27 protein-coding genes and 1 pseudogene are annotated in these 26,298 nt (G+C 63.3%); 15 read left to right on the top strand and 13 right to left on the bottom strand.

The genetic code is table 11. The features are described 5' to 3' along the window. The first annotated feature begins 20 nt into the window (after positions 1-20). The 6 genes from VKR55_RS17925 (at position 21) to VKR55_RS17900 (ending at position 5,040) form a co-directional block, all read left to right on the top strand. A complete protein-coding gene (locus tag VKR55_RS17925; RefSeq protein WP_324405322.1) occupies positions 21-1,418 on the top strand; it encodes an NAD(P)(+) transhydrogenase (Re/Si-specific) subunit beta in 1,398 nt (465 codons plus the stop codon). A 10-nt stretch (positions 1,419-1,428) separates the two neighbouring features. Then, complete coding sequence (locus VKR55_RS17920) at positions 1,429-1,617, top strand: hypothetical protein (RefSeq protein ID WP_324405321.1); 189 nt, start codon at positions 1,429-1,431, stop codon at positions 1,615-1,617. Positions 1,618-1,710: 93 nt separating this feature from the next. Next, complete coding sequence (locus VKR55_RS17915; protein WP_324405320.1) at positions 1,711-2,517, top strand: alpha/beta hydrolase; 807 nt, start codon at positions 1,711-1,713, stop codon at positions 2,515-2,517. A 30-nt stretch (positions 2,518-2,547) separates the two neighbouring features. Beyond that, complete coding sequence (locus VKR55_RS17910) at positions 2,548-3,645, top strand: calcium:cation antiporter (protein ID WP_324405319.1); 1,098 nt, start codon at positions 2,548-2,550, stop codon at positions 3,643-3,645. A gap of 12 nt (positions 3,646-3,657) precedes the next feature. Then, complete coding sequence (locus VKR55_RS17905; RefSeq protein ID WP_324405318.1) at positions 3,658-3,942, top strand: cupin domain-containing protein; 285 nt, start codon at positions 3,658-3,660, stop codon at positions 3,940-3,942. Positions 3,943-4,038: 96 nt separating this feature from the next. Continuing rightward, entirely contained in the window at positions 4,039-5,040 is a 1,002-nt protein-coding gene (locus VKR55_RS17900) for a hypothetical protein (protein ID WP_324405316.1), read from the top strand. Between the two features lie 23 nt (positions 5,041-5,063). Here VKR55_RS17900 and VKR55_RS17895 read toward each other — a convergent pair whose 3' ends face one another. The 4 genes from VKR55_RS17895 to purE form a co-directional block, all read right to left on the bottom strand. Next, positions 5,064-5,951, bottom strand: coding sequence for a tetratricopeptide repeat protein (locus VKR55_RS17895; RefSeq protein WP_324405315.1), 888 nt, complete (start codon positions 5,949-5,951; stop codon positions 5,064-5,066). Between the two features lie 129 nt (positions 5,952-6,080). After that, positions 6,081-6,386, bottom strand: coding sequence for a 30S ribosomal protein S21 (gene rpsU, locus VKR55_RS17890; RefSeq protein ID WP_324405314.1), 306 nt, complete (start codon positions 6,384-6,386; stop codon positions 6,081-6,083). 175 nt (positions 6,387-6,561) lie between these two features. Continuing rightward, entirely contained in the window at positions 6,562-7,713 is a 1,152-nt protein-coding gene (locus tag VKR55_RS17885) for a 5-(carboxyamino)imidazole ribonucleotide synthase (RefSeq protein ID WP_324405313.1), read from the bottom strand. Further along, on the bottom strand, positions 7,710-8,198 hold the full coding sequence (gene purE / locus VKR55_RS17880) for a 5-(carboxyamino)imidazole ribonucleotide mutase (RefSeq protein WP_324405312.1): 489 nt from the start codon (positions 8,196-8,198) through the stop codon (positions 7,710-7,712). Before purE ends, VKR55_RS17885 begins: the two co-directional genes overlap by 4 nt. Positions 8,199-8,285: 87 nt before the next feature. Between purE and VKR55_RS17875 the strand changes: the two genes are divergently transcribed. Beyond that, on the top strand, positions 8,286-9,005 hold the full coding sequence (locus VKR55_RS17875; RefSeq protein ID WP_414642392.1) for a GGDEF domain-containing protein: 720 nt from the start codon (positions 8,286-8,288) through the stop codon (positions 9,003-9,005). On the opposite strand, the gene VKR55_RS17870 is transcribed toward VKR55_RS17875, so the two are convergent. From VKR55_RS17870 to VKR55_RS17860, 3 genes are all read right to left on the bottom strand, one after another. Next, positions 9,002-9,253: a hypothetical protein gene (locus VKR55_RS17870; RefSeq protein ID WP_324405309.1), complete on the bottom strand. Its 252-nt coding sequence runs from the start codon at positions 9,251-9,253 to the stop codon at positions 9,002-9,004. The two genes, VKR55_RS17875 and VKR55_RS17870, sit on opposite strands and share 4 nt — an antisense overlap. 16 nt (positions 9,254-9,269) lie before the next feature. Beyond that, entirely contained in the window at positions 9,270-9,479 is a 210-nt protein-coding gene (locus VKR55_RS17865; RefSeq protein ID WP_324405308.1) for a hypothetical protein, read from the bottom strand. A gap of 132 nt (positions 9,480-9,611) precedes the next feature. Next, entirely contained in the window at positions 9,612-9,818 is a 207-nt protein-coding gene (locus VKR55_RS17860) for a YdcH family protein (RefSeq protein WP_324405307.1), read from the bottom strand. Positions 9,819-10,119: 301 nt separating this feature from the next. Here VKR55_RS17860 and VKR55_RS17855 point away from each other — a divergent pair, with 301 nt between their 5' ends. After that, a complete protein-coding gene (locus VKR55_RS17855; RefSeq protein ID WP_324405305.1) occupies positions 10,120-10,305 on the top strand; it encodes a YdcH family protein in 186 nt (61 codons plus the stop codon). 117 nt (positions 10,306-10,422) lie between these two features. Here the strand turns inward: VKR55_RS17855 and VKR55_RS17850 are convergent, their stop codons facing one another. Next, the gene (locus tag VKR55_RS17850; protein WP_324405303.1) at positions 10,423-11,526 is read right to left on the bottom strand and encodes an NAD(P)/FAD-dependent oxidoreductase; all 1,104 of its coding nucleotides are present in this window, start codon (positions 11,524-11,526) and stop codon (positions 10,423-10,425) included. A gap of 261 nt (positions 11,527-11,787) precedes the next feature. On the opposite strand from VKR55_RS17850, the gene VKR55_RS17845 reads away from it, so the two are divergent. The 5 genes from VKR55_RS17845 (at position 11,788) to VKR55_RS17825 (ending at position 19,070) form a co-directional block, all read left to right on the top strand. Then, positions 11,788-14,475 (top strand): sensor domain-containing protein, encoded by a 2,688-nt coding sequence (locus tag VKR55_RS17845; RefSeq protein ID WP_324405302.1) that lies wholly within the window; start codon positions 11,788-11,790, stop codon positions 14,473-14,475. Between the two features lie 88 nt (positions 14,476-14,563). Next, a complete protein-coding gene (locus VKR55_RS17840; RefSeq protein ID WP_324405301.1) occupies positions 14,564-16,039 on the top strand; it encodes a glycerol-3-phosphate dehydrogenase in 1,476 nt (491 codons plus the stop codon). An 87-nt stretch (positions 16,040-16,126) separates the two neighbouring features. Then, complete coding sequence (locus VKR55_RS17835) at positions 16,127-17,353, top strand: ABC transporter ATP-binding protein (RefSeq protein WP_324405300.1); 1,227 nt, start codon at positions 16,127-16,129, stop codon at positions 17,351-17,353. Continuing rightward, positions 17,350-18,261 carry an ABC transporter permease gene (locus VKR55_RS17830; RefSeq protein WP_324405298.1) on the top strand — a complete coding sequence of 304 codons (912 nt, stop codon included), beginning with the start codon at positions 17,350-17,352 and terminating at the stop codon, positions 18,259-18,261. The genes VKR55_RS17835 and VKR55_RS17830 overlap by 4 nt, the downstream gene beginning before the upstream one ends. After that, positions 18,261-19,070 carry an ABC transporter permease gene (locus VKR55_RS17825; protein WP_324405296.1) on the top strand — a complete coding sequence of 270 codons (810 nt, stop codon included), beginning with the start codon at positions 18,261-18,263 and terminating at the stop codon, positions 19,068-19,070. Before VKR55_RS17830 ends, VKR55_RS17825 begins: the two co-directional genes overlap by 1 nt. A gap of 10 nt (positions 19,071-19,080) precedes the next feature. Here VKR55_RS17825 and VKR55_RS17820 read toward each other — a convergent pair whose 3' ends face one another. The 5 genes from VKR55_RS17820 to VKR55_RS17800 all read right to left on the bottom strand — a co-directional run bounded on the left by VKR55_RS17820 (position 19,081) and on the right by VKR55_RS17800 (position 25,260). Continuing rightward, positions 19,081-19,932 carry a carbohydrate ABC transporter permease gene (locus VKR55_RS17820; RefSeq protein WP_324405295.1) on the bottom strand — a complete coding sequence of 284 codons (852 nt, stop codon included), beginning with the start codon at positions 19,930-19,932 and terminating at the stop codon, positions 19,081-19,083. Beyond that, positions 19,929-20,798 carry a carbohydrate ABC transporter permease gene (locus VKR55_RS17815; protein ID WP_324405294.1) on the bottom strand — a complete coding sequence of 290 codons (870 nt, stop codon included), beginning with the start codon at positions 20,796-20,798 and terminating at the stop codon, positions 19,929-19,931. The genes VKR55_RS17820 and VKR55_RS17815 overlap by 4 nt, the downstream gene beginning before the upstream one ends. 100 nt (positions 20,799-20,898) lie before the next feature. After that, positions 20,899-22,284 (bottom strand): ABC transporter substrate-binding protein, encoded by a 1,386-nt coding sequence (locus VKR55_RS17810; RefSeq protein ID WP_324405293.1) that lies wholly within the window; start codon positions 22,282-22,284, stop codon positions 20,899-20,901. Between the two features lie 1,007 nt (positions 22,285-23,291). Next, positions 23,292-24,431, bottom strand: a complete 1,140-nt coding sequence (locus VKR55_RS17805; protein ID WP_324405292.1) for an oxidoreductase — start codon at positions 24,429-24,431, stop codon at positions 23,292-23,294. A gap of 76 nt (positions 24,432-24,507) precedes the next feature. Continuing rightward, on the bottom strand, positions 24,508-25,260 hold the full coding sequence (locus VKR55_RS17800) for an SDR family NAD(P)-dependent oxidoreductase (protein WP_324405290.1): 753 nt from the start codon (positions 25,258-25,260) through the stop codon (positions 24,508-24,510). A gap of 193 nt (positions 25,261-25,453) precedes the next feature. On the opposite strand from VKR55_RS17800, the gene VKR55_RS17795 reads away from it, so the two are divergent. Both VKR55_RS17795 and VKR55_RS17790 read left to right on the top strand, forming a co-directional pair. Continuing rightward, complete coding sequence (locus tag VKR55_RS17795) at positions 25,454-25,594, top strand: hypothetical protein (protein ID WP_324405289.1); 141 nt, start codon at positions 25,454-25,456, stop codon at positions 25,592-25,594. A gap of 236 nt (positions 25,595-25,830) precedes the next feature. After that, positions 25,831-26,298, top strand: a pseudogene (locus VKR55_RS17790) (radical SAM protein); the annotation flags it as partial.

Genomic DNA, 26,298 nt, shown 5'->3' with positions numbered 1-26,298 from the left:
GGGAAAGATGAGGACCTGAGATGAACGCCAATCTGTCGGCACTTCTTTATCTCGTGGCGGGTGTGCTGTTCATCCTGTCGCTGCGCGGGCTGTCGAGCCCGGCGACCTCGCGCCGGGGCAATCTGCTCGGTATGATCGGCATGGCGATCGCGGTAGCGACCACGCTTGCCAACCACCCTCCCGCCGACCCGATCGCCTGGCTGCTTGTGATCCTCGCGGTCGCGATCGGCGGCGGCATCGGCGCCTTCATCGCCCGCCGCGTGCCGATGACGTCGATGCCCGAGCTCGTCGCCGCGTTCCACTCGCTGGTCGGCATGGCCGCGGTGCTGGTCGCCGCCGGTGCGTTCTATGCGCCCGAAGCCTTCGACATCGGCACGCCCGGCAACATCCATCAGCAGAGCCTCGTCGAAATGTCGCTCGGCGTCGCCATCGGCGCCTTGACCTTCACCGGCTCGGTGATCGCGTTCCTGAAGCTTTCGGCGCGCATGAGCGGCGCACCGATCATCCTGCCCGCGCGCCACGTAATCAATATCGCGCTCGGCATCGCGCTGATCGCATTCATCGTCGGCCTCGTGCTCACCGGCAGCCCGGCTTATTTCTGGCTCAACACCATCGCGGCGCTTCTGCTCGGCGTCCTCATCATCATCCCGATCGGCGGCGCGGACATGCCGGTCGTGATTTCGATGTTGAACTCGTATTCCGGGTGGGCCGCGGCGGGCATCGGATTCACACTCGGCAATTCGGCGCTCATCATCACCGGCGCGCTGGTCGGCTCCTCCGGCGCGATCCTGTCCTACATCATGTGCCACGCGATGAACCGCTCCTTCATCTCGGTCATCCTCGGCGGCTTCGGCGGCGAGACTGCGGCGGCCGGCGGCGGCGTCGGCGAGCAGAAGCCCGCAAAACTCGGTTCGGCGGACGACGCGGCGTTCATCATGAAGAACGCCTCGAAGGTCATCATCGTGCCCGGCTACGGCATGGCGGTGGCGCAGGCGCAGCACGCGCTGCGCGAAATGGCCGACAGCCTGAAGAAGGAAGGCGTCGAGGTGAAATACGCCATTCACCCGGTCGCGGGCCGCATGCCCGGCCACATGAACGTGCTGCTCGCCGAAGCCAACGTGCCCTATGACGAGGTGTTCGAGCTCGAGGATATCAATTCCGAATTCGCGCAGGCCGATGTCGCCTTCGTGATCGGCGCCAACGACGTCACCAATCCCGCCGCCGAAGAGGACAAGTCCTCACCGATCTACGGCATGCCGGTGCTGCAGGTCTGGAAGGCGGGCACTGTGATGTTCATCAAGCGCTCGCTGGCCTCGGGCTATGCCGGCATCGACAATCCCTTGTTCTATCGCGACAACACCATGATGTTGCTCGGCGATGCCAAGAAGATGACCGAGAACATCGTCAAGGGCATGTGAGGCTCACGCCGTGGCCCTCAACAAGGAGTGGCATCGGCTAAATCGTATGCCACCGCGGGCGACGCGGGAGCAGCGCATCAGATGGCACGTCGCGCATGCGCGCGACTGCTCGTGCCGCGAGATTCCGGACAGCATCAAGGCCGACGTCGAGAAGCTTTTGAAGACGCGCAGGCGCGCCCCCGATCCGGAAAAGTGTTGAGCGGTTTTCCGAAAAGATCATGCGCAAAACAAAAAGAGCCAAAGCGCGATGATGATTTATCCTCAAACCATTGCGCTTTAGCGGCAGCCCGTGATGACCGCGCTGAAATGGATCATCATTGTCACCGCGCTCATCTATCTCGGCGGTCTTGCCGTGCTCTATTTCAGGCAGCGCGCCCTGCTGTTTCCGATCCCGCCGGTCGGGCGCATCGCGCCGGCCGTCGCCGGTCTTCCGCAAGCCGAAGAACATGTGCTGACCACCGCCGATGCCGAGAAGGTCATCGTCTGGTACGTGCCGGCCAAAGCCGGCCGCCCCGTGATCCTCTATTTCCCCGGCAACGGCGATGTCCTTGCCGGCGTCGTCGGTCGCTTCAAGGCCATAACCTCCGACGGCAGCGGCCTCGTGGCCCTGTCCTATCGCGGCTATGCGGGATCGAGCGGATCGCCGAGCGAAGCGGGGCTATTGCAGGACGCGGCGGCGGCTTACGCCTTCGCCGCCGCGCGCTACGAGCCGAGCCGGATTGTTGCCTGGGGCTTTTCGCTCGGCACCGGCGTTGCGGTCGCGCTTGCCGCCGAGCATCCGATCGGCAAATTGATCCTGGAGGCGCCCTATACCTCGACAGTCGACATCGCCACGTCATCGTTTCCGTTTCTGCCGGTCAGGCTGTTGATGCGTGATCAATTCCGCTCCGACCGGCGCATCGCCAGCGTCAGTGTGCCGCTCCTGATCATGCATGGTGACCGCGATGACGCGATCAATATCGCCTTTGGCGAGCGGCTGTTTGCGCTCGCTCATGAACCCAAGCAATTCATCCGTTTTCGCGGCGGCGGCCACGACAATCTGGATGATTTCGGTGCGATTGAAACCGCTCGACAATTCATCGGCGGTTTGAAAGGCTGATCGCACCGATCATTTGCGCATTGAGGATCGATGAGCGCGCGCGGCCCGATGCCGAAATCGGCGTGGATATTTCCTCTGCTGGCGGTTCTGCTGTTTGCGGCCGTGACCGCGACCGGCTACAGCTTTTCGCCCTCCGCGGGCGGCGTTCTGTTCGCCGTCATGCTCCTGGTGATCCTGTTCGGCACGGTGTTTGCGGCCGTGCATCATGCCGAGGTGATTGCGCACCGGATCGGCGAACCTTACGGCACTCTGCTGCTCACGCTTTCGGTCACCATCATCGAGGTCGCGCTGATCGCAACGCTTATGCTCGGCGAAAAGGAAGTGCCGACGCTCGCGCGCGACACCGTTTTCGCGGTGGTCATGATTGTCTGCAACGGCCTCGTCGGCATCTGCATCTTCATCGGCGGTCTGAGCTACCGCGAGCAGGATGTCCAGGTCTCGGGCGCCAACGTCTATCTCAGCGTGCTGTTCACGATAGCGACCATCACGCTGATCTTGCCGAACTACACCTTGACCACGCCGGGTCCGATCTATTCCGAGGCGCAGCTCGAGGTCGTCAGCGTCGTCACGATCCTGCTCTACGGCGTTTTCCTCTATACCCAGACCAGCCGGCATCGCGACTATTTCGTCCGCGATGTTGCGGGCCTGGCCGACGACGGCGCGCCGATGCCGGCACGTGAGCTCGCCCTGAGCGTCATCCTGTTGCTCGTTTCCTTGCTTGCAGTTGTGCTGCTCGCCAAGAAATTCTCAGTCGTGGTCGATGCCGCGACCGCCGCGATCGGCGCGCCGGCGGCGTTTGCCGGCGTGGTGGTGGCACTGCTCATCCTGCTGCCCGAAAGCGTCGCGGCGGTGTCGGCCGCGCGCAAGAACGACCTGCAGAAGAGCATCAACCTCGCGCTTGGCTCGTCATTGGCAACCATTGGCTTGACCGTGCCGGCGGTGGCGATTGCCGCCTTCACCATGGACAAACGGCTTGAGCTTGGACTTAACCAGCAGAACACGGTGGAACTTGTGCTCACCTTCGCGTTGAGCATGCTGACCTTCGGAACGGGGCGGACCAACATTCTGTTTGGGCTGGTTCACATGGTGGTTTTTGCGATATTCGTGTTTCTTGTCTTCGTCCCGTAACTGGAGATCGCCGTGCTCGCTGCCCAATCCGAGGTCCAGGTCGACACCCCCGAGGTCCGCGTCACCCAATGGCGGCTCGTGCCCGGCAGCGCCACCGGCCACCACACCCATGAAATGGATTATGTCATCGTCCCCGTGACCGCAGGCGAGATGACCATTGTGGCGCCGAATGGCGAGCGCTCCAAGGCCCAGCTCGGGGCCGGTAAATCCTACTTCCGGAAGGCCGGGGTGGAGCACGATGTGCTCAATGAAACGGCATCCGAGATCGTGTTTCTTGAGGTCGAGTTGAAGCCCTAAATCAATCATTTACGGGTTTGCCATTAGCGTGCCGCAGTTGATCCCTCAATGTGCCTCAAAGTTCCCCCAAGACTCGCTGTTGGGGAGTGGTCGGCAATGCTGAATTACCTGAAGAAATTCGCACTGGAGATCCTGCCGTCGGTGGCCGCGACGGTAATCGGCGCCTACATCGTGAATCACTACGTTTCCAGACCCGCCACCAACGCCCCGGTTGCCGCGGCGGTCACCGCTGCCAACGCCAAGAAGAACGTCAAACCGGCCAACGGCTCGGCTGAAGTCGCAAACATCCCCGAGCCGGGCGTGACGGCCAAAGGCATCTCCGAGCGCGCCATGCTGGAGAAGTCGGCGGCGGAGAGGCCGGCCGAAGTCAAGCCGACCCAGCCCAAGCCGGTGGAAGCCAAGGCGCAAGAACCCAAGGCTCAGGAAGGCAAGGCTCAGGAAGGCAAGGCTCAGGAAGCCAAGGCCCAGGAAGCCAAGGCCCAGGAAGCCAAGCAGCGCGAAGCCAGGCCGACCGACACGGCCTCGATTCCCGACGCGCGCCGCCACGCGCCGGTTGCCGCTCCACGCGAGAAGGCGATCGCGAAGACGCCGGCTGCGTCCCCCGCGGCACCGGTTCAGACGGCCGTAGCGCCGGTGCCGGCTGCGGAGGACCGCGATGTCAACGAACTGGCGCGCGCGGCGATCGAACGCCTGCGTAACGCGGACAGCCAGTCGCGCGCCCAGGACGCTTCGCGCGCGCCTGAGGCGCCGCGCCTGCAGGAAGTGCCCCGCTCTGTGACCCCGCCGCCGGCCATGGCCGCTGCGCCAGTCCGGCCGTTGCCGCCGCCGATCACGGTCGCCGCCCCGCCGGTAGAAGGGCCGACCGCGACAGCCTCGATCAGCAATGACGATCCGAACCGGCCGATCCCGCCAGCGGACATTCCGCCGCCCGCGCCGGCGCCGCCGATCGATCTCAGGGCCGGCGCCAACAAGTTTGCGACCCGTACGACCAACATGGCCCAGGACATGCTGCATGCGGCGAGGTCGATGTTCCACGCGGTTCTGCCGGGTTCGAACCGGCAAGACGACAGCAGCAGCGCAAGCCAGTTCACGGATTGACGCTGCTACCCGAATTGGTCTGATCAGAACGTATCGTAGCTCTGGCCGGGCTTGCCGCCGACGCGGCTAAAGCCGTTTCGCGCCACTTCATCCCTCGGCCGCAGGTTGATCGCCCGCCCGTAGGAGCCGGCCGCCTTCGTCTTGTCGCCCAGCCGCTCATAGGCGAGCCCGCGCGTCAGCCAGGCCTGCGCATTTTGCGGATCGTCCTGCACCGCCTCATCGAGATCGGCGGCCGCTTTCTTGGCGCGGTCGGTTGCGAGATAGCTCAGCGCGCGTGCGAGCAACGGCTCGGCCTGCTGCGGCACCAGCCCATTGGCCGCGGTGAAATCATCGATCGCTTCCTGGTGCTGCTTCTCGGCCTGATAGAGCAGGCCGCGGTTGTAATAGGCCTCGGCATTGTCAGGGGCGAGCGTGATCGCCTTGTTGAAATCTGCCAGCGCCTCCTGCGGCTGATTCCGCGCCTTATAGACCATGCCGCGGCCGAGATAGGCGGGCGCGTAGCCGGCATCAAGCGAGATCGCGTGCTCATAATCGGCCATCGCCTGGTCGAGATGCCTGGTTTGCCGGTAGATCAGCCCGCGATTGGCATAGGCTTGACCGGAATTCGGATCGAGACTGATAGCCTTGTTGAAATCGGCGAGCGCTTCATCGGTCTTGCCGGCCTGCGCCAGTACCGAGCCGCGCATATTGTAGGCTTGCGGATCGTTGGGGTTGTTCTTGATGGTTTCAGAGAGCGAAGCGATGTTGGTCGGGGACGTGAGCTCGGCGGGCTCCGGTTCGGAGGAAGACGTCAGCGATCCCAGATTGATCGAGCAACCGGCGAGCGCGACCGCAATCAGGGCGGCGCAAAGCGGCCCGCACGGGTAAGGATGCGAAGCGCCTGAACCGCGGCGGGAAACCGGACTGGCCATGTCTGCGAAATACTCATGCGCAAACGACACGCTTATTGGTAGCCCGGCGCGCCGCAAAAAGCAGCCCTTGCAAAACAATAACGCGGGCGAAAAGCCCGCGTTGCCCGAAATATCGATCAGCTTGTCCGCTTAGCGCATTCCGCGCGAGCCGCCGCCTGCACCGCCACGGCCACCGCCCGCACCACGCTCGCCACCGGGGCCGGCGCCGAACACGGGCTTTGGCTTCATCGGCAGGAGGCCCTCGCGCTGCAGCTTCTTGCGAGCCAGCTTGCGTGCGCGGCGCACGGCTTCGGCCTTTTCACGGGCCTTCTTTTCGGATGGCTTCTCGTAATGGCCGCGGAGCTTCATCTCGCGGAAAATCCCCTCACGCTGCATCTTCTTCTTCAGCGCCTTGAGGGCTTGATCAACATTGTTATCGCGGACGAGAACCTGCACGCGGCATCCTCTTTTGAGTCAAACGAAATGTAATCGGGTAAAGGCTCCAGGGCCGGCAAGACCACCTTGCCCCCGAGCTTGAGCGCGCGTCTGTATCAGACAAAAGGTCCGATGTCCACCGCTCGGGACGCAATAAGATACGGTTTGAGCGGCGAAAATAGGGCCTTGCGATCCGCTAACCGTCTTTTGAAGGTGTCGTTCCGACCGGGGGGGCGAGCTTGTGTCCGACCTTATGTCCGACCTGGGTTACATGGCCCATCTTGCGGCCCGGGCGAGGCGGGCTCTTGCCGTAGAGATGGACGCTGGCTCCGGGCACGGCGAGCCATTCCTGGTAGCCGAGGACTTCGTCCCCGATCAGGTTGGTCATGGTGATCGCGTTGCCGTGGCGCGCCGGCCTTCCCAGCGGCCAGCCGGCGATCGCCCTGATGTGCTGCTCGAATTGCGAGATCGAGGCGCCGTCGAGCGTCCAATGGCCGGAATTGTGCACCCGCGGGGCGATCTCGTTGACGAGCACCTTGGGGCGGGCGGCGCCATTGGCCACCACGAACATCTCGACCGCGAGCACGCCGACATAGTCGAGCGCGGTTGCGATCCTGGCTGCGATGCCGAGCGCTTCCTGAGCCAGCTCATCGGGGATCGCGGCCGGCGCCCGCGAGATTTTCAGGATGTGGTCGCGATGCTCGTTTTCGGTGACATCGAAGCACTCGACCTCGCCGTCGGCCGAGCGTGCGGCGATCACCGAAATCTCGCGCTCGAAGGGAACGAAGGCCTCGAGGATGGCGGATTTGGTGCCGAGCTCTGTCCAGATCTGCGAGAGATCGTCGCCCTCGCGGACGAGAGCCTGCCCTTTGCCGTCATAGCCAAAGCGGCGGGTCTTGATCACCGCGGGAAGGCTGATGTGCGCGATCGCCTCGCGCAAGGAGGAAACGCTTGAGACGTCGGCATAGGCGGCCGTGCCGATGCCTAGCTTTGTCACAAAATTCTTCTCGGCGAGGCGGTCCTGGGTCGTCTCCAGGATCTTGCGGTCTGGCAGCAGCGGACGACGCGCCGCCAGCACCAGTGCGGCGGAGGCCGGCACGTTCTCGAACTCATAGGTGATGACGTCGACATCGTTGGCGAACGTCTCCAGCGCCTCGACATCGGCATATTCGGCGCAGGTCGCATTCAGCACCACGTCGAAGGCGGGCGAGTCCGGATCCGGCGAGAAGATCTGACAACGCAGGCCGAGCCGCGCGGCCGCCATCGCCAACATCCGGCCGAGCTGGCCACCCCCCAGAATGCCGATCGTGTTGCCGGGCTTCAGCTTCACCCGATTGGAAGTGCTCACGCCGATCCCTCCGGGCGCTCGGCGACCGCATCGGTGTTTTTCTTGCGCCAGGCGGCAAGCCGCGAGGCCAGCGCGGCATCGCCGAGCGCGAGCACGCTCGCTGCCAGCAGCGCGGCGTTGATGGCGCCCGCGCGGCCGATCGCGAGCGTGCCGACGGGCACGCCCGCCGGCATCTGGACGATGGAATAGAGCGAATCGATACCCGACAGGGCCTTCGAATCGACGGGAACGCCGAACACCGGCAGTTCCGTCAGCGCGGCGGTCATGCCCGGCAGATGTGCTGCCCCGCCGGCGCCGGCGATGATGACCTTGAAACCGGCCGCCTTGGCGCCCCTGGCAAAGTTGAATAGCCGGTCCGGGGTGCGATGGGCGGAAACGATGCGGCTGTCGCAATCGACGCCGAGCTGTTTGAGCGTCTCGGCGGCGTGCCGCATGGTCTCCCAGTCGGACTGGCTTCCCATGATGATGGCGACGGGAGCGGGCATAGGGTTAATTCTTCTCAGGAATCCAAAAACATAGGCCGGATTATAGGTTCGGGCCCGATGTCGGCAAGGCGTGGCAAGGGAGCGGGAATGCACTATCCTGTCTTGGCCAAATCCGGCAAGTCTCCAAACGCACCCACCAGCCCTTTCATGCCCATGAAAAAGCGAGTTCGGACACCCGCAACAGCGGCCGCAGCGGCCCGCACGCGGGCGGCGTCCGGATCGCCAAGGGCGGAAAAGCGCGACAAGGCCATCATCCGCAAGCTTCGGGCCGAGCTTGCGGCCGCGCTAAAGCGGATCGAGGAGCTGCAGGCCTCCGCCGATACCGATTTTCTGCTGGAGATTCCGAACCGGCGCGGCTTCGAGCACGAGCTCGCACGCGCCATCGCCTATATCAAGCGCTACCATGCGAGCGGGGCGCTGATTCTGCTCGATGTCGATCGCCTGAAGCCGGTCAACGATGCTTTCGGTCACGCCGCCGGAGATGAGGTGCTGAAGGCGATCACTGCCGTGTTGACGCGGCAAGTCCGTGCCTCCGACGTGGTGGGGCGGCTCGGCGGCGACGAGTTCGGCATCCTGCTCTGGAATCTCACCGAGACCGATGCGCGCGCGAAAGCAGCCGCGCTGGAAGCCGATATTGACCGGCTGACCTTCAGCTTCGGCGGACGGAACGTGACGGCCGGCGCGTCCGCCGGCGTTGCGATCCTCGGACCGCAATCCGAAGCGGCTCGCGCGCTGGAAGAGGCCGATAGCGCAATGTATATGCGCAAGGCCCAGCGCCGGCATGAGACGAAATCGGCCGCCGGTTAAAGCGCGCTCAGATCCTCCGGCACCTCGCCGAATTTTCTGAGCAGCTTGGCATCGCCAAACTCGCCGGCCATGGGATCGCCGCTGCGGCTGAACGCCACCGCGCCGATATTGCCGGCGATCCGCGACAACGTCTCGGCACGCCGCAGCGCGGTGGTCGGACTCTGGCATTCCTCTGCGGCACCCGCGATCAGCGCGCCTGTGTCGTCCTGCAGGAACGGCATCGCAACGTAATAGGTGATGTCGGCCATGGATCGTCTTGCTCCGTCAGGCCGCGTTCTCGGTGGGCTCCGATTGCAAGGGCGCGCAGCCTGAGGAGATCGCCGCCTGCAATTCCATCAGTTCGGCTTCCAGGAATTCATTGGCCATGATCAGCGCCTTGATCGTGCTGCGCAGGTTGCCGTCGCACATCGCGATGGCCTGATCGCAGGCCTTCTCGTAATGGCTGTTGTCAAACGCGGTCGGTGAGACGGACATGGCGACACTCCGGGTCTGTCGAGGACGATCGGTATGTTCCTCTTTTGTTCTCACGGAGTCAAGGGCCCGGGCCAGGGCGTGCGGAAATTTTGAGGGAGAGCCGCTGACGGATCGCGGGCCGGCACCCGCCGATCAGGCGATGATGTCGGGGGTGATCTGGTCTTCGATGAAAGCGATGCGGTCGCGCAGCTGTAGCTTGCGCTTCTTCAACCGCTGCAACCGCAGCAGATCGGGCGCCGGCGATTGTTGAAGTGCATCGATCGCCGCGTCGAGGTCGCGGTGTTCCTGCTGCAGCCGTGCGAGCTCGGCATGCAGCGCACGCTCATCTTCGTCGGTCATGATATAGCTTAGCCGAAAAACGCGATGAGATTGCGAAAGGCTGTGGAAACCCTGTGGGAAATATCGCCCCTGCCGCCGCCCCGCGCAACGGGCAAACCCACAGGCAAGACCTTAAAGGTTTTGGCAAAGTCAGGATTTGACCGACGCCGGGGATCACGGTTCCGTGCTCACGCTTCATTACATATGACCGTCAAAAAATGACGCGGGCTGATTCGGATAACCATCGACAGATTCGGTCGGAAGTGTACACTTGCAATTCCGGATCGAATCTGAGGTTTCTGATCAACCAAGGAGGTTTCGAATGGCGATTCAGGCACATCTCGTTGAACTGGAACGGAAACACAAGAGCCTCGAGAACGAACTGCACGAAGCCCTTATCCACCTTTCAACGGACGACCTGCAAATAGCCGAATTGAAGCGCCGGAAATTGATGGTGAAGGACCAGATCGAGCGGTTGAAGCAGTCCGCTGACGAAACACTGCATTAACGAAAATTTTTAGCGTCGCTATGATCCCCGGCCCCGGATGAGCGCTCTTTGGCGCTCATCGTCCGAGCGGCGGGATTCTCCCTTAGGTAGCATCGCGCGAAAACGCGCTGCGGTGGCCTACATGCCGGTTAGCTCGCCCACGTGATCTGCAATCGCGAGTGAAGACGTCAGTCCCGGCGACTCGATCCCGAACAGATTGATCAGCCCCGCGACGCTGTGCTCGTGCGGGCCCTGGATCACGAAGTCCTGCGAGGCGATCGCCGGCGGCACGATCTTCGGCCGCATGCCGGAATAGCTCGGCATCAGCGTGCCGTCGGGCAGCGTCGGCCAGTATCTGCGGATCGCGGGATAGAAGCGTTCTGCACGTGCCGGATCGACCGCATAGTCGATGCGATCGACCCACTCCACATCGGGGCCGAACCGCGCCTGTCCCGCCATGTCGAGGGTGAGATGAACTCCGAGTCCGCCCGGCTCGGGCACGGGGTAGATCAGGTGTGAGAACGGCGCCCGCGCGCTGCAACTGAAATAATTGCCCTTGGCGAGATAAGCCTGCGGGATCAGCGCTTCCGGCATGCCCTCGATCCGCCGTGCGGTTGCCGGCGCGTCGAGCCCCGCGGCATTGATCAGAAGCTCGCATTCCAGCCTCATCGGCGCCTCGCCACCGGCATCGAGCTCGATCCTTCCGGCTTTCGCCTTGGCACGCAGGAGCGGCGTGTGGAAGGCGAAGGCAGCACCTGCCGCTTCCGCGTCGCCGCGCAGCGCCAGCATGTAGGAATGGCTGTCGATGATACCGGTCGAGGGGGAGAGCAATGCGGCGTCGCAGTTCAGCGCCGGCTCGAGCGCGCGCGCAGCCTCGCCCGAAAGCAGGCGCATGTCGAGCACGCCATTGGCTTCGGCATGGGCGCGGATCGATTGCAGCTTCTCGGTCTCCTTCGGCGTGGTGGCGACGATCAGCTTGCCGCAATTTCTGTGCGGAATGCCGTGGCTTGAGCAATAGTCGTAGAGCGCGCGCTTGCCGGTCACGCACATCCGCGCCATCAGGCTGCCCGCCCTGTAATAGATGCCGGCATGGATCACCTCGCTGTTGCGCGAGGAGGTCACGGTGCCGATGCCCTCGGCCGCCTCGAGCACGACCACCTCGCGGCCGCCTTGTGCGAGGCGCCGCGCGATCGCCAAGCCGATCACGCCCGCCCCGACTACGACGCACTCAACCTTGTCCATTTGCTTGAGTTTCAAGTCCGGAATTGCCACAGCGAAGGGGCTCGCCGCTCGTTGAAGATTAGCCTGTCGTTAACGAAAGCCGGCGGTCAAGCCATTGGATCGTCTGGATTATCACTTGAGCCATGCGCCGTTAGAGAAGCATTAATCATGTCAGGGCAATTGCCGTAATTTGAGTCATATTTCGAACCCGCGCGGGTACGCGTTTACCCGATCCAAACCCGTCAAGCCAGACACTCCGCCGCTGAAATCCGCGGGTGACCGATGGCTGGCAAGAATTGGCAGGCAGGCAGCAAGGATCTGATTCCTGCGCAGGCTCTTCTGTGCCTGGCCGCGGTCGCCGCGTCCTCGGGGCGCGCCTGGGCGATGTCCGACACCATCGCGCCCGCGAGCTATATCCGCTCGCTTGATCCTAACGTGCTCTGGGAACTCCTGATCGGCGGCATCGTCGTCTGCGCCTTCCTGGCGTCGATTGCGCTGTGGATTTATTCGGCGCTGCGCCGGGTCAAGCGTTCGCAGGCGCGCCGCAACGCGTTCGTCTCTTCCGCCCTGAACAATCTGCACCAGGGCGTGGTGATGACCGATCCGAGGCAGCGGGTCGTGTTCGTCAACGAGCGTTATCTCGAAATCTATGGCCTGTCGCGCTCTGCGTTCCCGCCCAACATGACCGGCGCGCAGCTCCTGGAGCTGCGCCGCGCAGCGAGCGCCCTCGACGCCAGCGACGATGATTTTTATGCGCCGGCGGGAAGAGCCGAAGGTCTGATCACCGAACTGCCGAATGGCCGGTCCATCCTCGTCAGATATTTCCCTTTGCCGAATGGCGGCTCGATTGCGACGCATCTCGATTGCACCGAGCAGCGCAAGCTGTCGCGGGAGCTGGCGTCGACCAAGCAATTCCTGGAATCGGTGCTTGACAACGTGCCGGTCTGCGTCGCCGCCAAGAATATCGAGGACGGCCGCTACATCTTCGCCAATCGCGCGTTCGAGCGCTTCTCGCGGTTTTCGCGCGATCGCATCGTCGGCAAGCGCGGCGATGAGATCTTCCAGCCCGACACCGCGGCCAACATCGATGCCGCCGACCGCGCTGCCCTCGATTCGCCGGACGGCCAGTATCGCAGCGAGTTCCTGGTCGAGCGTGGTCCGGAGAAGCGCGTGCTCTTCTCCAATCGCGTCGTCGCCCGCGACGAGAACAACCAGCCGGTGTTCCTGATCGCGTTGTTCGAGGACGTCACTGAGCGCCGGTCGCTGTCGGTCGAGCTCGAAAGCACCAAGAAGTTCCTCGAGCTCGTGGTCGACAATATCCCGGTGTCGCTGATCGTGGAGCGCGTCAGCGACGGTCGCTATCTGCTGGCCAACCGCAGCGCGGAGACGATCCTCGGCCGCCGGCGCGAGGAGGTCACGGGACTGACTGCCGCGGACATCTTCCATCCCCGCGAGGCCAAGCTGATCATTGCCCGCGACGAGGCCGCGATCAAGAAACGCGACCTGCTCACCGAAGAGCATCCGATCTCGACCAAGGAGGGCTTGCGGCTGTTCCTGACCCGCCGCATGACCGTGCTCGACGAGGCCGGCCAGCCGAAATATTTGATCAAGACCCACGAAGACGTCACCGACCGGCGGCAGACCGAATCGCGCATGGCGCACATGGCCTATCACGACGGCCTGACCGACCTGCCGAACCGCCCTGCCTTCCTGAAGGCGCTGACCCAGATGATCGAGGCCTGCGCCGGAACCGGCGAGGAATTCGCTGTGCTCTCGGTCGATCTCGACGGCCTCAAGGAAGTCAACGACGTGTTCGGCCACGCGACCGGCGACAAGCTCCTCATCGAGGTCGCCAACCGCATCCAGGCTGCGGCGCGCGGCGGCGTGGTGGCGCGGCTCTCCGGCGACGAATTCGGCCTCATCATCGACGGCAAGCAGCCCGCGGCCGGGATCGAGCTCGCCGAGCACCTTGTGGAAGCGATGGCCAGGGAATTCCTGATCGACGGCAAGTCGGTCCGCACCGGTCTCACCACCGGCATCTCGGTGTTCCCGCACAACGGAGCGGACGCGGCCTCGCTGCTTGCCAATGCCGGCGCTGCGTTGTTCCGCGCCAAGCAGAAATCGCGCGGCACGATCAGCGTTTACGAACCGGAGATGGACCAGCAGATCCGCGACCGTCGCGTGCTGCATCAGGACCTCTCGGTTGCGATCCGCAACGGCGAGCTGTCGCTCTACTTCCAACCGCAGGCGATGTCGGGCTCGACCGTCGAGGAAAGCGAGATCACCGGCTTCGAGGCCCTGGCGCGCTGGCTGCATCCGGTGCGCGGGTTCGTTCCGCCCAGCGATTTCATTCCGCTCGCCGAAGAGAGCGGCCTGATCGTCGAGATGGGCGAATGGATCCTGCGCGAGGCCTGCCGCGAGGCCGCCTCCTGGCCGAAGCCGCTGCAGGTCGCCGTCAACCTGTCACCGGCACAATTCGTGCACGGCGACCTTGTCGGCCTCGTCCATTCGATCCTGCTCGAGACCGGGCTTATGCCCGGCCGGCTCGAGCTTGAAATCACCGAGGGCGTGCTGATCGAGGATTTCGACCGCGGTCTTGCGTTGCTGCGGCGCCTGAAGGCGCTCGGCGTGCGCATCTCGATGGACGATTTCGGCTCCGGCTATTCCTCGCTGAGCTATCTGCAGGCGTTCCCGTTCGACAAGATCAAGGTCGACCGCGACTTCGTCATCAATCTCGGCCGCAATCCGCAATCGGCCGCGATCATCTCGGCCGTCATCGACCTCGGCCATGGCCTTGGCATGTCGCTGGTGGCCGAGGGCGTGGAGACCGTGGAACAGCTCGCCTTCCTCGCCGACGAAGGCTGCGACGCGGTGCAGGGCTATCTGATCGGCAGGCCGCTGCCGATCGGGCAGTACGGCCCGCTCGTGGGCCGCAACGCCGGCATGGAGGCGGTGCGCAAGACAGGCTAAGCGAGATCGCGCTTTCGCCGTTTTTGCTTGCATGATTTCTTCGGGAAACCGCTACACACTTTTCCAGATCATGCGCTAGAGCTAGCGCATGGCGGATTACGATCTGGCGATCATCGGGGGCGGGCTGAACGGGGTCAGCGTGGCGCGCGACGCTGCGGGCCGGGGCTTGCGCGTGGTCCTTCTGGAGCAGGGCGATCTCGGCGGTGCCGCCTCGTCGGCGACGTCGCGGCTGATCCATGGCGATCTCTCGGTGCTGGAGCGCCGCGCGTTTGCGCGCGTGCGCACCCAGCTCAACGAGCGGGATACCTGGCTCAGGAACGCGCCGCATGTGGTGCGGCCGATGCGCTTTGCAATCCCTGCCCATGTCGAGGAACGTCCTCGCTGGAAGTTGCGCACCGCGCTCTGGCTTTACGACCGCATTGCCTCGAAGAGCCGCCTGCCGCGCTCGGCGATGATCAACATCAACCACCATCCCGTCGGCGACGCGCTGAGGCGGCCGTTCGGCACCGCCTTCGAATACTCCGACTGCGTCGTCGACGATTCCCGCCTCGTGGTGCTCGTCGCACGCGATGCGGCCGAGCGGGGGGCCGATATCCGCACCGGCGCCCGCTGCGTCCGCGCCGATCGGGAACGCCTCTGGCGGCTGGCGGTGATCGACCGCGGCCGTCGCCAGGTGATCACGGCAAGGGCGCTTGCCAACACCAGCGGGGGCTGGACCAGCATGGTGGCGGAAACCGTCCTGCGCATCCCGTTTCCGAAACTCGCCGCAGTTCAGGTCAGCCAGATCGTGGTGCGCCGCCTGTTCGACAGCGACAACGTCTATGTCTTTCAGAACTCCGACCGAAGGCTGATCTTCGCAAGCCCCTATGAGCGCGACTTCACGCTGATCGGCACCATCGCCCATGCCTTCACCGGCGATCCCGCCATCGTCGCGGTCGGTGCCTCCGACGTTGCCTATCTCTGCGAGGCGGCCAACCGTTATTTCCGCGAGCGGATCGAGGCGTCCGACGTGGTCCGCAGCGTCTCCGGCGTCAATCTGGCGCCGGAGCGCGGCGGCTACCCTGCCATGCGCGACGGCGCGATGATGCTGGGCCACCAGCGCGGAAAGCCGCCGCTGCTCACGCTATTCGGCGGCGACGTCACGACCTCGCGACGGCGCGCCGAGCAGGCAGTGTCGGAGCTCACGCGCTATTTCCCGATGTCGCCACGCTGGACCGCGACGGCGCCGTTGCCGGGCGGCGACTTTTCCTGGGAGCGCTTTGACTGGGAGGTCATGGCGGTGCGTGAGCGCTGGCCATTTCTGTCGGAGGTGCAGGCGCAGCGGCTATTCGGCGCCTATGGTAAACGCATCGCCGACATCCTGGGCGAGGCCAAGAGCCGCGCCGACCTTGGGCAGAGCTTTGGTCCCGAGTTGAGCGCAGCCGAGGTCCGCTATCTCATGACGAGGGAATGGGCGCGCTTTCCCGATGATATCCTGTGGCGCCGCTCCAAGCTCGGTCTGACCATGCCGGCGGAGGATCGGGAGGCGCTGGCGGCCTTCATGGCGAAGGGGGCGGGCGTGTAGCTCGCTCCATTCGGCTATCCGACAAAGGAGCGGTTGAGCCTATGCGCTTCCGCCGCTAGCTTGGCGCGGGGCGTTGGGCAGGGGAACATGGCTGAGGAAGCACCCAAGAACGATTCGGCTTCGGGACCGGTGCAGGCTGTGCCGCCGCCCAGGTCCGAGCCGCACGCCACGTTGGTCGAGAGAGCCGAAACGCACGTCCAGCTTCAGCCGGACGTTCCGTTGCTCCGCATTGAGGAAGTGGTGAAGAAATTCGGCGGCTTTCGTGCCGTCGATGGCGTCTCGCTCGACATCGCCGCCGGCGAGTTCTTCGCGCTGCTCGGCCCGAGCGGCTGCGGCAAGACCACGCTCTTGCGCATGCTTGCCGGCTTCGAGGCGCCGGACGAGGGCCGAATCTTGCTCAACGGCAGGGACATCGCGCAGGTCCTGCCGCATGAGCGGCCGATCAACATGATGTTCCAGAACTACGCGCTGTTTCCGCATCTTTCCGTGCGCGACAACATCGCCTTCGGCTTGCGGCGTGCCGGCATGGCGCGCGAGGAGATCAACACCCGCGTTGCCGAGATGGTGGCGCTCGTCAAGCTCGGGGGGCTGGAGAAGCGCAAGCCCGACCAGCTTTCCGGCGGCCAGCGGCAGCGCGTGGCGCTGGCGCGCTCGCTGGCGCGGCGGCCGCAGGTGCTCCTGCTCGATGAGCCGCTCGCGGCGCTCGACAAGAAGCTGCGCGAAAGCACCCAGCTCGAGCTGATGGAGCTGCAGCGCCGGCTCGGCATGACCTTCATCATCGTCACCCACGACCAGGAGGAGGCGATGACGGTCGCAAGCCGGATCGGCGTCATGGATGCGGGCCGGCTCGACCAGGTTGCCACCCCCCGCGAGCTCTACGAGGCGCCGCTGTCGCGCTGGATCGCCGAGTTCATCGGCGAGGTCAATCTGTTCGACGGCGAGGTCGAAAGCCGCGAGCCCAACCGCCTCGTGATCTCGACCCGCGACGCCGGCGCGATCGTGGTCGCCGAGCCGCGCCACGCGATCACAAGGAACGCGGTCTCGGTCGCGATCCGGCCCGAGAAGGTCAAGCTGTCGCGCCGCGGCCCGATCCCGGACGCATCGCACGCGCAGTCGATCAACCGCCTTGAAGGTGTAGTCACGGACGTCAGCTATCTCGGCGGCCTGACCGTCTACAAGGTCAAACTCGATTCGGGCGCGATCGTGCGCTCGACGATGGCCAATACCGCGCGTATCGACATCGATGCCTACAGCCTGAGCCAGCGCGTGGTGGCGTGGTTCACGCCGGACGATTGCATGGTGCTGGCGCAATGAGCACCAGGCAGATTTTCACTCGCCCCGCGCGCTTCGCCGCGATCGCGCCTTATGTCTGGATGGTGCTGTTCTTCCTGGTGCCATTCGGCTTCGTGCTCAAGATCAGCCTGTCGCAGACCGCGATCGCGCGGCCGCCCTATACGCCGGTGTTCGACCTCACCGCCGGCGTCGCGGCGCTCAAGGCTGCCTTCGCCGCGCTCTCGATCGACAATTTCCGCCTGCTGGTCTCCGACAATCTCTATGTGCTGTCCTATCTGCGCAGCGTCGTCGTCGCGCTCGTCTCGACCTCGATCCTGCTTGTGATCGGCTATCCCATCGCCTACGGCATGGCGCGGCTGCCGAAGCGCTGGCAGGGCGTGGCTATGATGCTCGTCATCGTGCCGTTCTGGACCTCGTTTCTGATCCGTATCTATGCCTGGATCAACATCCTGCAGCATGACGGCCTGCTCAACCGCATCCTGCTCACGCTGCACCTTGTGTCGCAGCCGGTGGTGTGGCTGTCGACCGACACCGCCATGTATCTCGGCATCGTCTATTCCTATCTGCCATTCATGATCTTGCCGCTCTACGCGACGCTCACCAAGATGGACCCGGCGCTGGAGGAGGCCGCCGCTGATCTTGGCGCCGCGCCAGCCGAGGTGTTCTGGCTCGTGACGTTCCCACTGTCGCTGCCGGGCGTCGGCGCAGGCGTGTTGCTCTGCTTCATCCCGATCGTCGGCGAGTTCGTGATCCCCGATCTGCTCGCGGGCTCCAACTCGTTGATGATCGGCCAGACCTTGTGGCTGGAATTCTTCATGAACAAGGACTGGCCGGTCGCTTCCGCCTGCGCCATCGTGCTCCTGGTGCTCCTCATCGCGCCGCTCCTGCTCTACGACCGGCTGCAGCGGCGGCAATTGGAGGCGCGGTGATGGCCCGGCGCAGGGTGTCGCGCTTCAACATCGCTTCGCTGACGCTGGGGCTTGCGTTCCTGTATCTGCCGATCGTCATCCTCGTGATCTACTCCTTCAACGCCTCGCGGCTGGTGACGGTTTGGGGCGGCTGGTCGCTTACCTGGTACCGCGAGTTCTTCAACGACAGCGCGATGATCGAGGCGGCCTGGATGAGCCTCACCGTGGGGGCGACGTCGGCGACGATCGCGACCGTGCTCGGCACGCTCGCTGCGGTGGCGCTGTCGCGCGGCGAGGGATTCCGCGGCCGGACGCTGTTCTCCGGCATGCTCTATTCGCCGCTGGTCATGCCCGAGGTCATCACCGGGCTTTCGCTGCTGCTGCTGTTCGTCGCGATCAACGCCGAGCGCGGCTTCTGGACGGTGACCATCGCCCACACCACGCTCACGATGTGCTTCGTCGCGGTCGTGGTGCAATCGCGGCTCGGCTCGCTCGACAGGAGCCTCGAGGAGGCCGCGATGGATCTCGGCTGCGATCCGGCGCGGGCGTTTTTGATGGTGACGTTGCCCCTGATCATCCCCGCCATCGTCGCGGGCTGGATGCTGGCGTTCACGCTGTCGCTCGATGACCTCGTGATCGCGAGCTTTACGACCGGCCCGGGCTCGGCAACACTCCCAATCAGGATTTACTCGGAGGTGCGGCTTGGCGTGAAGCCCGAGATCAACGCGATCTGCACGCTGGTGATCGCCTTGATCGCGGTCGTCATCGTGGTTGCCTCGTTCGCCTCAAAGCTGGCGAACGCGCGTGGCGAAAGCGCCGCGCCGTTGTAAGTTTCCATCATCAGGATTTCACTGCGCCCGCCGTCAGCCCGCCGACCATGTAGCGGCGGAAGACATAGTAGACCGCAGCCGGCGGCAGCGCGTAGATGAAGCCCGTGGTCATCAAGAGCTCCCAGGGCGAATCGTCGGCGGACAGGAAATTGCCGAGCGCGACCGGCAGCGTGATGTCGGTATCGTTCGATAGCAGCAGGAACGCATAGAGATATTCATTCCAGGCGAGCAGCACCGCGTAGGTGCCGATCGCAACCAGCGACGGCATCATCAGTGGCAGATAGACCAGGCGGAAGATCTGCAGGGTGGTCGCGCCGTCCATCACCGCCGCCTCGTCGAGCTCGACCGGCAGCTTGTCGGAGGCCTGCTTCAGGACCCAGATCGCGTAGGGCGAGGCGACCGTCACCATCGCCAGAATCAGCGACCATTGATTGTTCAAGAGCCCGTAATTGGCCATGGTGCGGTACATCGGCACGGCCAGGAACGCCGCCGGAATGAAATAGGTGAACAGCGCGAGATTCATCACCACGCGTCCGCCGGGCACCTTGAGCCGCGAGATCGCGAAGGCCGCGGCGGTCGCGACGAACAGCGTCAGCGCGCCGACGGCGGCCGCGATCACCACCGAATTCCAGAACTGCACATAGAAGTCGCGCAGGAAATAGTGCTGCTCGTGAAACACGATCCAGAAATTGTGCAGGGTCGGATGGTCCGGCCATATTTTTCCGGAGAACGCATCCTCCTTGGGCGAGATCGCGAACAGGAACATGTGGTAGATCGGCAGCATGGTCCAGATGAAGACGGGAATGCCGATCAGCAGCAGCCGCGCCTCGTTGGAGACCTCGCGGAGGGTGGGGAGCTTCATCGCGATAACCGTTTCATCATGAAATAGACCAGCGGCAGCACCAGCGGCATTGCGCAGACGATGGAGGCCATCGCGAGCGAAAGCTGGTCGAGCCCGAGATAGCGGATGCCGAGCGTCGACAGCACATGGGTGAGGTCGGCCGGCCCGCCGCCCGTGAGCAGATAGACGCTGTTGAAGTCGCCGAGCGTCCAGATCATCGAGAGCAGCGTGCAGGTGATGTACAACGTCTGCATCGACGGCCAGGTGATGTAGCGGAATTTCTGCCACCAGGTGGCGCCGTCGACGGCAGCCGCCTCGAACAGGTCGTACGCGATGGCAAGCCGCCCGGTGATCAGGATCAAGGTCCAGAACGGCAGCGATTTCCAGATGTGCACGGCGATCGCCATCGCGAGCGCGATCGTGGGATCGTTGAGCCAGTTCGGGCCGTCATCGCCGGTAAGATTGAAGATGATCTGGTTGATCATGCCCCATTCGGGATTGAGCATGAAGCGCACCGACAGGATGGTCGGGATCGACGGCACCGCCCAGGGCAGGATGAACAGCACTGAGAGCCATTTGATCCACCTGCGCTCCTCGACGAAGAAGCCGGACAGAAACAGTGCGATCAGCATTTTGAGATTGATGCCGATAACGAGGAAGATCAGCGTGTTGACGGCCGCGCGCGCGAAGATCGGGTCGTTGTACAGCGCGACATAGCTTGCGGGCTCGCGTGCGAGCCACAGCCCGTAGCCGATCGGATAGACCACGAAGGCGAGGAACACCAGGAGGTAGGGTACCAGCAGCACGATGCCCCACACCTGCGCCGGCGAGAACCGCGCCGACAGGGGTGCGCCGGGGACATCGGATGCGGAGAGTGTGATCGTCATATACCTGCTCAATTGCGGAGCCGGCCGCTTTGGGAGCGGCCGGCATCGTTCATCTATTTTAGGATACCTCTCCCCGCAAGCGGGGATGGCGAAGCAGCAGCTAGCCCGCAACTTCCTTGATGCGGGCGATCAGCTCGTCGACCGCCTTGTCCACCGGAACCTTCTCGTTGACCACGCGGTTCATCGCCTTGGCCCAGACGTTCTCGTTGTTGAGGATGGTGAACTTGTAGTTCTTGGTGAAGTCAAACGGAACGGTGCCATTGGTGAACTGCGTATAGACCTGCTTGCGATGACGGTCGGACTGCCAGAACGGGCTCTTCTGGCCGGCGACCGTGACCGGGAACCAGCGTCCCAGTGCGCCCTCGATATAGGGCCCGAGGTTCTCTTCCTGCAGCAGGAACTTGATGAACTCCTTGCCTTCCGCCTTGTTCTTCGCGTTGGCGAACATCAGGCCGGTCTTGACGTCGGAGCGATATTTGAGCGGGCTGCCATCCGGCTTGTTGGGGAAGGACGTGGTGAGGATGTCCTCATAATAGGCCTTCTTGCCCGCGGCGCGCTGCTCAGGCGTCAGCGCCGGATTGGTGGAATCCTCGTACCACTTCTCCGGAATCGAGATCGTGAAGTTGTGGGTCATCACGATCGTCTTGTTGTGGAAGGCGACGTTGTTGTCGGGGTCCTTCCAGCTCGTGGAAGAGGGCGGCGTGCAGCCCTTGATGTAGGTGTCGGTGTAGTCCTTCAGCGCGTGGATCAGGCCATCGCGGACCTTGGGATCATCGACCAGAAGCTTTCCGTCGTCGTCGACGAGCTTGACATTGTAGGCGTCCATGAAGGTGTAGAACGACTGGAAGGAGTCGGTCGATTCCACGCCCATCGGCTGGCCGATGGCGTAGATGCGCTGGTGGGTCGCCTTGCGGATCGCCGGCTGCACCTTGTCGCACCAGAACGACCAGTAATCGTTCCATTTGGTCGGGATGTCGCTCTGCTTGTAGCCGGCCTTCTCCAACAGGTCGTTCCAGATGTTAACGTGCATGCTCTGCTGCTTGAGCGGGAAGCCGTAATAGCCCTTCTTCTTGGTCTGGCCATTATAGAGGTAGGTGGTCTCAAGCGTGTTCGGCGCGAACTCCGCCTTCATCGGCACCAGAATGTCCGAGAGGTCCTCGAGCTTGCCCTCATAGGCCCACTTGCCCTGCGCCTGCACGTCATAGGTGTCGGAATAGGCGACGTCGGGCACGGTGCCGGCATCGAGCGCAGCCACGGTCTTCGAAATCATGTCCTGCACGGCATATTGCGAGAGCTCGACCTTGATGCCGGTCTTCGCCTCGAATTTCTTCACGACATTAAGCAGCGCGTCGTCTTCAGACTTGTAGAAGCCCTTGGTCCACCAGACCGTGATGGTCTTCTGCTGCGCGAGCGCGGGTGCCGAGACGGCAACGAGCCCGGTTGCAGCGACCGCAAATGAAAGGGCACGGATTAACCTGGAATTCACTTCGTTCTCCCTGGAATGGCCGATCTTTTAACCGGCTGGATGAAGCACATAGCCCAGCCCGCCCACACGATCCAGCAGCTTGATGCGCGACGCTGGTCATGGCTGGCACGCGCGCGATGCGAGGCTCGCGCTTGCAGCGGCTTCTTGCATCGACTGCAGGGCCAAAGCTTGCGCGCGGGCAAGGCCGCACACCATTCCCGATTGTGTATCGATCGATGCGCGCCGTGCATCGATCCGCGGGAGCTGTCTCGCGAGAGTGACAGTTGCGGCCATCGCATGGGAATCTTCTCGCAACCCAAGCGAGAGCCCCTGATGATCCTTCACAATGTGATTTAAGCATGCCTTCCCGATCTCGCGGCGGGATGCGCCCGAGTTTTTCGAAAGCAACGCCCGCCGGGAAAGGAGGAGGGCGCGGGGAACACCGGGTGCCGTTGCACCCGCAGTCTCGTGTGCAACAAAGTGCGCAAAGAACGCACACGAGTAGTCTACAGGTACAACCGAACACACTCCGGCATTCCCCGCGCGATGTTGGACGACTTATTCCGTGCTCTCCTCGGTGTACCGGGCGTTCTAGTCACCGTCCCCCCGGGCTCATGACCCGGGGGTTGACACCAGCATCGGGGTGTCGGGACCACACGGCTTTGTCGAACGCTTCGCGCGCCTCGTCGTTGGCGCGCCTTGCGTCCATCGCAACCCGCCTCACGTTTCGTGACGATTGGCCGTAACGTCCCTCGTGGCGAGGCGGGCTGGGGTGGAATCTATTTCTGATTCGCCGATTTCGACAAGTCCGAAGTGGTGCGGCAAAGTAACACGACGGGCAATTTGCGCATGGCGGATATGTGCGAATTGCCGGTCGTGTCGAGTCCGCAACGGGCGGCTGGCGATGCGCGAGGCCGATCCTCGCTTCCGCCTTCGCTCTTAGGGCGCCGGCCGAAGCGAGATTGGATTCGGCTGAAAGATTCGCCTCTTCGGGTGAAGCAGCGGAGACGAGCGAATCTCCGCTCGGTCTAAAGACGAGGGATCCAACCTGGACGGCTCAACAGATATTCGACCATGCGCGGAGGAATGGTTAAAGCTTTGGCTATCTCGAGCTCATCCCTTGGCAGTCCCGCAAGGATCGATGCTTCGCTCTTGTTCCGGACCTTGGAGAGCCACTCCGGATCGACCACCACGGCGCGTCCTACCGCAACCAGATCGGCTCCCAGCTTGATCGCGCCCTCGGCATCCATGCACGTTTTGATCCCGCCGCTTGCCATGACCGCACTGCGGCCGGCTATGACGCGGGCAAATTCCGTGATCGGACTCTCTGCCGGGGTATGAATCTTCTGGACCGGACCATCATAGACACGGGTCTCTCCCACAGGCCGGCTCTTCCGATAATCATCGAGCGAAACGGAGATGTAGTCGAGATCCAGCCTGGCAAGCTCATGACAAAGCAGCTTGGCGTCCTCGAGCGTATAGCCATCCGCCTCGGCCTCGAATGGCGTGACGCGAAACCCTGCGATCAGCTTCGGACCGAGTGCGTCGCGAACGGACTGCGCGACAGCGAGAGGAAAGTTCATGCGCTTTGCAAGCGTGCCTCCCCATTTATCAACGCGATGATTGGCCCGCGGCGAAAAAAACTGATGAACCGCGTAGTGGTTGGCTCCGTGAATCTCGACGCCGTCGAACCCGGCTTTTCGAGCCAGCGAAGCAGCATCCCGAAAGCTTGCAACCAGGTTTCCGACCTCATCGGCCGTCATCGCCCTTGGCGTCCTTGCTCCGGGCCGCAACGATGCAACCGCAGACGGCGCACGCAAGCCTTGCTCGCCTATCAACTCGGGCTTTGCGATGCGGCCACCATCGTAGATCTGGAGGATCGCAAGACCTCCTGCGGCACGCATCGCTTCAGCGAGCCGGCGGAGACTGGACAAGTGCCCATCATGTGCCGCACCTATTCCCTGCCAGGAACGCCCGTTCTGCTCGACGTAAGCAGCGGAAGAAATGGTGACTCCGAAACCGCCGGCCGCACGTCGCCGTACAAATTCGAGCTCGTTGTCGGTAGCCGTCCCGTCTTCATGGGACGAATCGGTTGTCAGCGGAGCAATTGCAAACCGGTTTGCCATCTCTCGTCCGCTGTTGAATCTCAAAGGAGACCAGACAACCATCGATCGAACCTCCGATATCCCCCAAACCGGGCGGCATCGAATGAGAACTCGTCCGCTGCAACTCGAGCCCATCGTCTTAATGAAAGATGCGTCCGGAGTCGATGACGACGGTCTGGCCGGTCATGGTCTCGGTGCGGCACATGGCGACCACCATGTCGGCGCAGTCGTCCTTGTCGGCCGGCTTCTTCAGGAGCGAGCTTGATGCGGAGCGCTCGATCTGCTCGGGCCGGAGATTGGCTGTCGCGCGCGTGCCGTCCAAGAGACCCGGCGCCACGCAGTTGACGAGGGTCTCGGGCGCCAGCGCCACCGCCATGCAACGCGTCAGATGAATGAGCCCCGCCTTCGATACGGCATAGGCGATCGAAGAGCCGGTTGGGCTGAGCCCTGCGACCGAAGCTATGTTGACGATGCGGCCTCGCCCCTGGGCCCTCATGACAGGGGCTACCGCCTTGGTCAGGCGCATCGGCCCCGTCAGATTGGTTTCCATGATCCTGTTCCATACCTCCAGCGTCAGATTGTCGAGATCGCCGAAGGGGATCGAGATATTGTAAGCGGCGTCATTGATCAGGACATCAAGGCGGCCGAAGGCCCGGGTCACCTCGCCGACCAGCCGATCCACAGCCGCGCCGTCGGTGATGTCACAGGCGAAAGCTCGAGCGTTGACTTGATAACGCGACGCCAGTTCGCCGGCGACGCTTTCCGCCTGGGCGCGGCTGCGAGCGTACATGACAGCGAGATGTGCGCCTTCCTGCGCAAGCGCGTGGCAGATGCGCTGCCCCAGCCCGCCATTGCCGCCCGTCACCAGTGCAACCGCGCCCTTCAGGTCCATCGCTTCTCTCCTTTGACGCGAATGCGCTGTCGCATCGCAACATCCATTAGACCCGGCCAAATCGTCCGTTACTCGACAACCAATGCAAATGGTCAGACGCACCGGTGGCGCATTTCTTCTCGCACCTCCAGCAGTCGGCTGTCTTCTGATTTGGTCATTTTCCGGTGATCTCGCTCTGGGGTGGCGGCTGACAATGATAGCCATCGCTAGATTCCTGGGCTACTGCGATTCCGACTGCCTGAGCTTCTCGACCACGGTGAAACGTCTCCTTGTCGGCTGGTTCGATGCCGGTTTTGTCCAGGAAGCCGACATCGAAGGCAAGTACCAATCCTAGCGATCACACGACAGGTTCCCTCTCGCATAACCCGTCGAGACCGCCGCCCGCAGCTTCTCCAGTTCGGTTTCGAGAAAATGGTTGGCGGGGATCAGCACCTTGACCAGCAAGAACGCCATTGCAGCCAGGATTTGGCACACGGCATTCCGGATCAGCCGGATGTCGCTCCGCAGATAGCCGGGTGCTTATCATCGGTTGCCGTGCTAAGGCGTGGGTGCATCATCAGGAGAGCGTCAATGCTGCAACCAAATGTAGCGGAGCAGCGGCGCTTTCAGCTCGTCCTGATCAAGCCGTCTCACTATGACGATGACGGATACGTGATCCGCTGGTGGCGCGCGATGACCCCGTCCAACTCATTGGCCGCGGTATACGGCATAGCATCCGATTGCGCCGAACGTCGGGTGCTGGGCCCGGATGTAGCCGTCGATATCCAGGTCATCGACGAGACGAATACGCGCGTGGATATCCCGGCGCTTCTTTCCTGTTTCGGTCGTCACAACGGGTTCGGATGCGTTGCCCTCATCGGTGTTCAATCCAATCAGTATCCTCGTGCACTCGACATCGCACGCCCATTTCGAGCAGCTGGAATTGCCGTGGCGATCGGCGGCTTTCATGTGTCGGGCTGCCTGTCGATGCTGGATGGCCACGCTGTGGACCTCGATGCTTGCCGCGATATGGGGGTCACCATATTCGCTGGCGAGGCC

Origin of the sequence: Bradyrhizobium sp., from assembly GCF_035309285.1 — a bacterium.
Taxonomy (GTDB): Bacteria; Pseudomonadota; Alphaproteobacteria; order Rhizobiales; family Xanthobacteraceae; genus Bradyrhizobium.
The sequence above is the reverse complement of the archived record's forward strand: the minus strand, read 5'-3'. Positions and strand labels throughout refer to the sequence as shown.

Excerpts from the sequence above, each read along its gene's own strand:
- VKR55_RS17925 (WP_324405322.1), top strand. The coding sequence starts at position 21 with ATGAACGCCAATCTGTCGGCACTTCTTTATCTCGTGGCGGGTGTGCTG.
- VKR55_RS17915 (WP_324405320.1), top strand. The coding sequence starts at position 1,711 with ATGACCGCGCTGAAATGGATCATCATTGTCACCGCGCTCATCTATCTC.
- VKR55_RS17910 (WP_324405319.1), top strand. The coding sequence starts at position 2,548 with ATGAGCGCGCGCGGCCCGATGCCGAAATCGGCGTGGATATTTCCTCTG.
- VKR55_RS17900 (WP_324405316.1), top strand. The coding sequence starts at position 4,039 with ATGCTGAATTACCTGAAGAAATTCGCACTGGAGATCCTGCCGTCGGTG.
- VKR55_RS17895 (WP_324405315.1), bottom strand. The coding sequence starts at position 5,951 with ATGGCCAGTCCGGTTTCCCGCCGCGGTTCAGGCGCTTCGCATCCTTAC.
- purE (WP_324405312.1), bottom strand. The coding sequence starts at position 8,198 with ATGCCCGCTCCCGTCGCCATCATCATGGGAAGCCAGTCCGACTGGGAG.
- VKR55_RS17875 (WP_414642392.1), top strand. The coding sequence starts at position 8,286 with ATGCACTATCCTGTCTTGGCCAAATCCGGCAAGTCTCCAAACGCACCC.
- VKR55_RS17870 (WP_324405309.1), bottom strand. The coding sequence starts at position 9,253 with ATGGCCGACATCACCTATTACGTTGCGATGCCGTTCCTGCAGGACGAC.
- VKR55_RS17865 (WP_324405308.1), bottom strand. The coding sequence starts at position 9,479 with ATGTCCGTCTCACCGACCGCGTTTGACAACAGCCATTACGAGAAGGCC.
- VKR55_RS17860 (WP_324405307.1), bottom strand. The coding sequence starts at position 9,818 with ATGACCGACGAAGATGAGCGTGCGCTGCATGCCGAGCTCGCACGGCTG.
- VKR55_RS17855 (WP_324405305.1), top strand. The coding sequence starts at position 10,120 with ATGGCGATTCAGGCACATCTCGTTGAACTGGAACGGAAACACAAGAGC.
- VKR55_RS17850 (WP_324405303.1), bottom strand. The coding sequence starts at position 11,526 with ATGGACAAGGTTGAGTGCGTCGTAGTCGGGGCGGGCGTGATCGGCTTG.
- VKR55_RS17845 (WP_324405302.1), top strand. The coding sequence starts at position 11,788 with ATGGCTGGCAAGAATTGGCAGGCAGGCAGCAAGGATCTGATTCCTGCG.
- VKR55_RS17840 (WP_324405301.1), top strand. The coding sequence starts at position 14,564 with ATGGCGGATTACGATCTGGCGATCATCGGGGGCGGGCTGAACGGGGTC.
- VKR55_RS17835 (WP_324405300.1), top strand. The coding sequence starts at position 16,127 with ATGGCTGAGGAAGCACCCAAGAACGATTCGGCTTCGGGACCGGTGCAG.
- VKR55_RS17830 (WP_324405298.1), top strand. The coding sequence starts at position 17,350 with ATGAGCACCAGGCAGATTTTCACTCGCCCCGCGCGCTTCGCCGCGATC.
- VKR55_RS17825 (WP_324405296.1), top strand. The coding sequence starts at position 18,261 with ATGGCCCGGCGCAGGGTGTCGCGCTTCAACATCGCTTCGCTGACGCTG.
- VKR55_RS17820 (WP_324405295.1), bottom strand. The coding sequence starts at position 19,932 with ATGAAGCTCCCCACCCTCCGCGAGGTCTCCAACGAGGCGCGGCTGCTG.
- VKR55_RS17815 (WP_324405294.1), bottom strand. The coding sequence starts at position 20,798 with ATGACGATCACACTCTCCGCATCCGATGTCCCCGGCGCACCCCTGTCG.
- VKR55_RS17805 (WP_324405292.1), bottom strand. The coding sequence starts at position 24,431 with ATGGTTGTCTGGTCTCCTTTGAGATTCAACAGCGGACGAGAGATGGCA.
- VKR55_RS17800 (WP_324405290.1), bottom strand. The coding sequence starts at position 25,260 with ATGGACCTGAAGGGCGCGGTTGCACTGGTGACGGGCGGCAATGGCGGG.
- VKR55_RS17795 (WP_324405289.1), top strand. The coding sequence starts at position 25,454 with ATGATAGCCATCGCTAGATTCCTGGGCTACTGCGATTCCGACTGCCTG.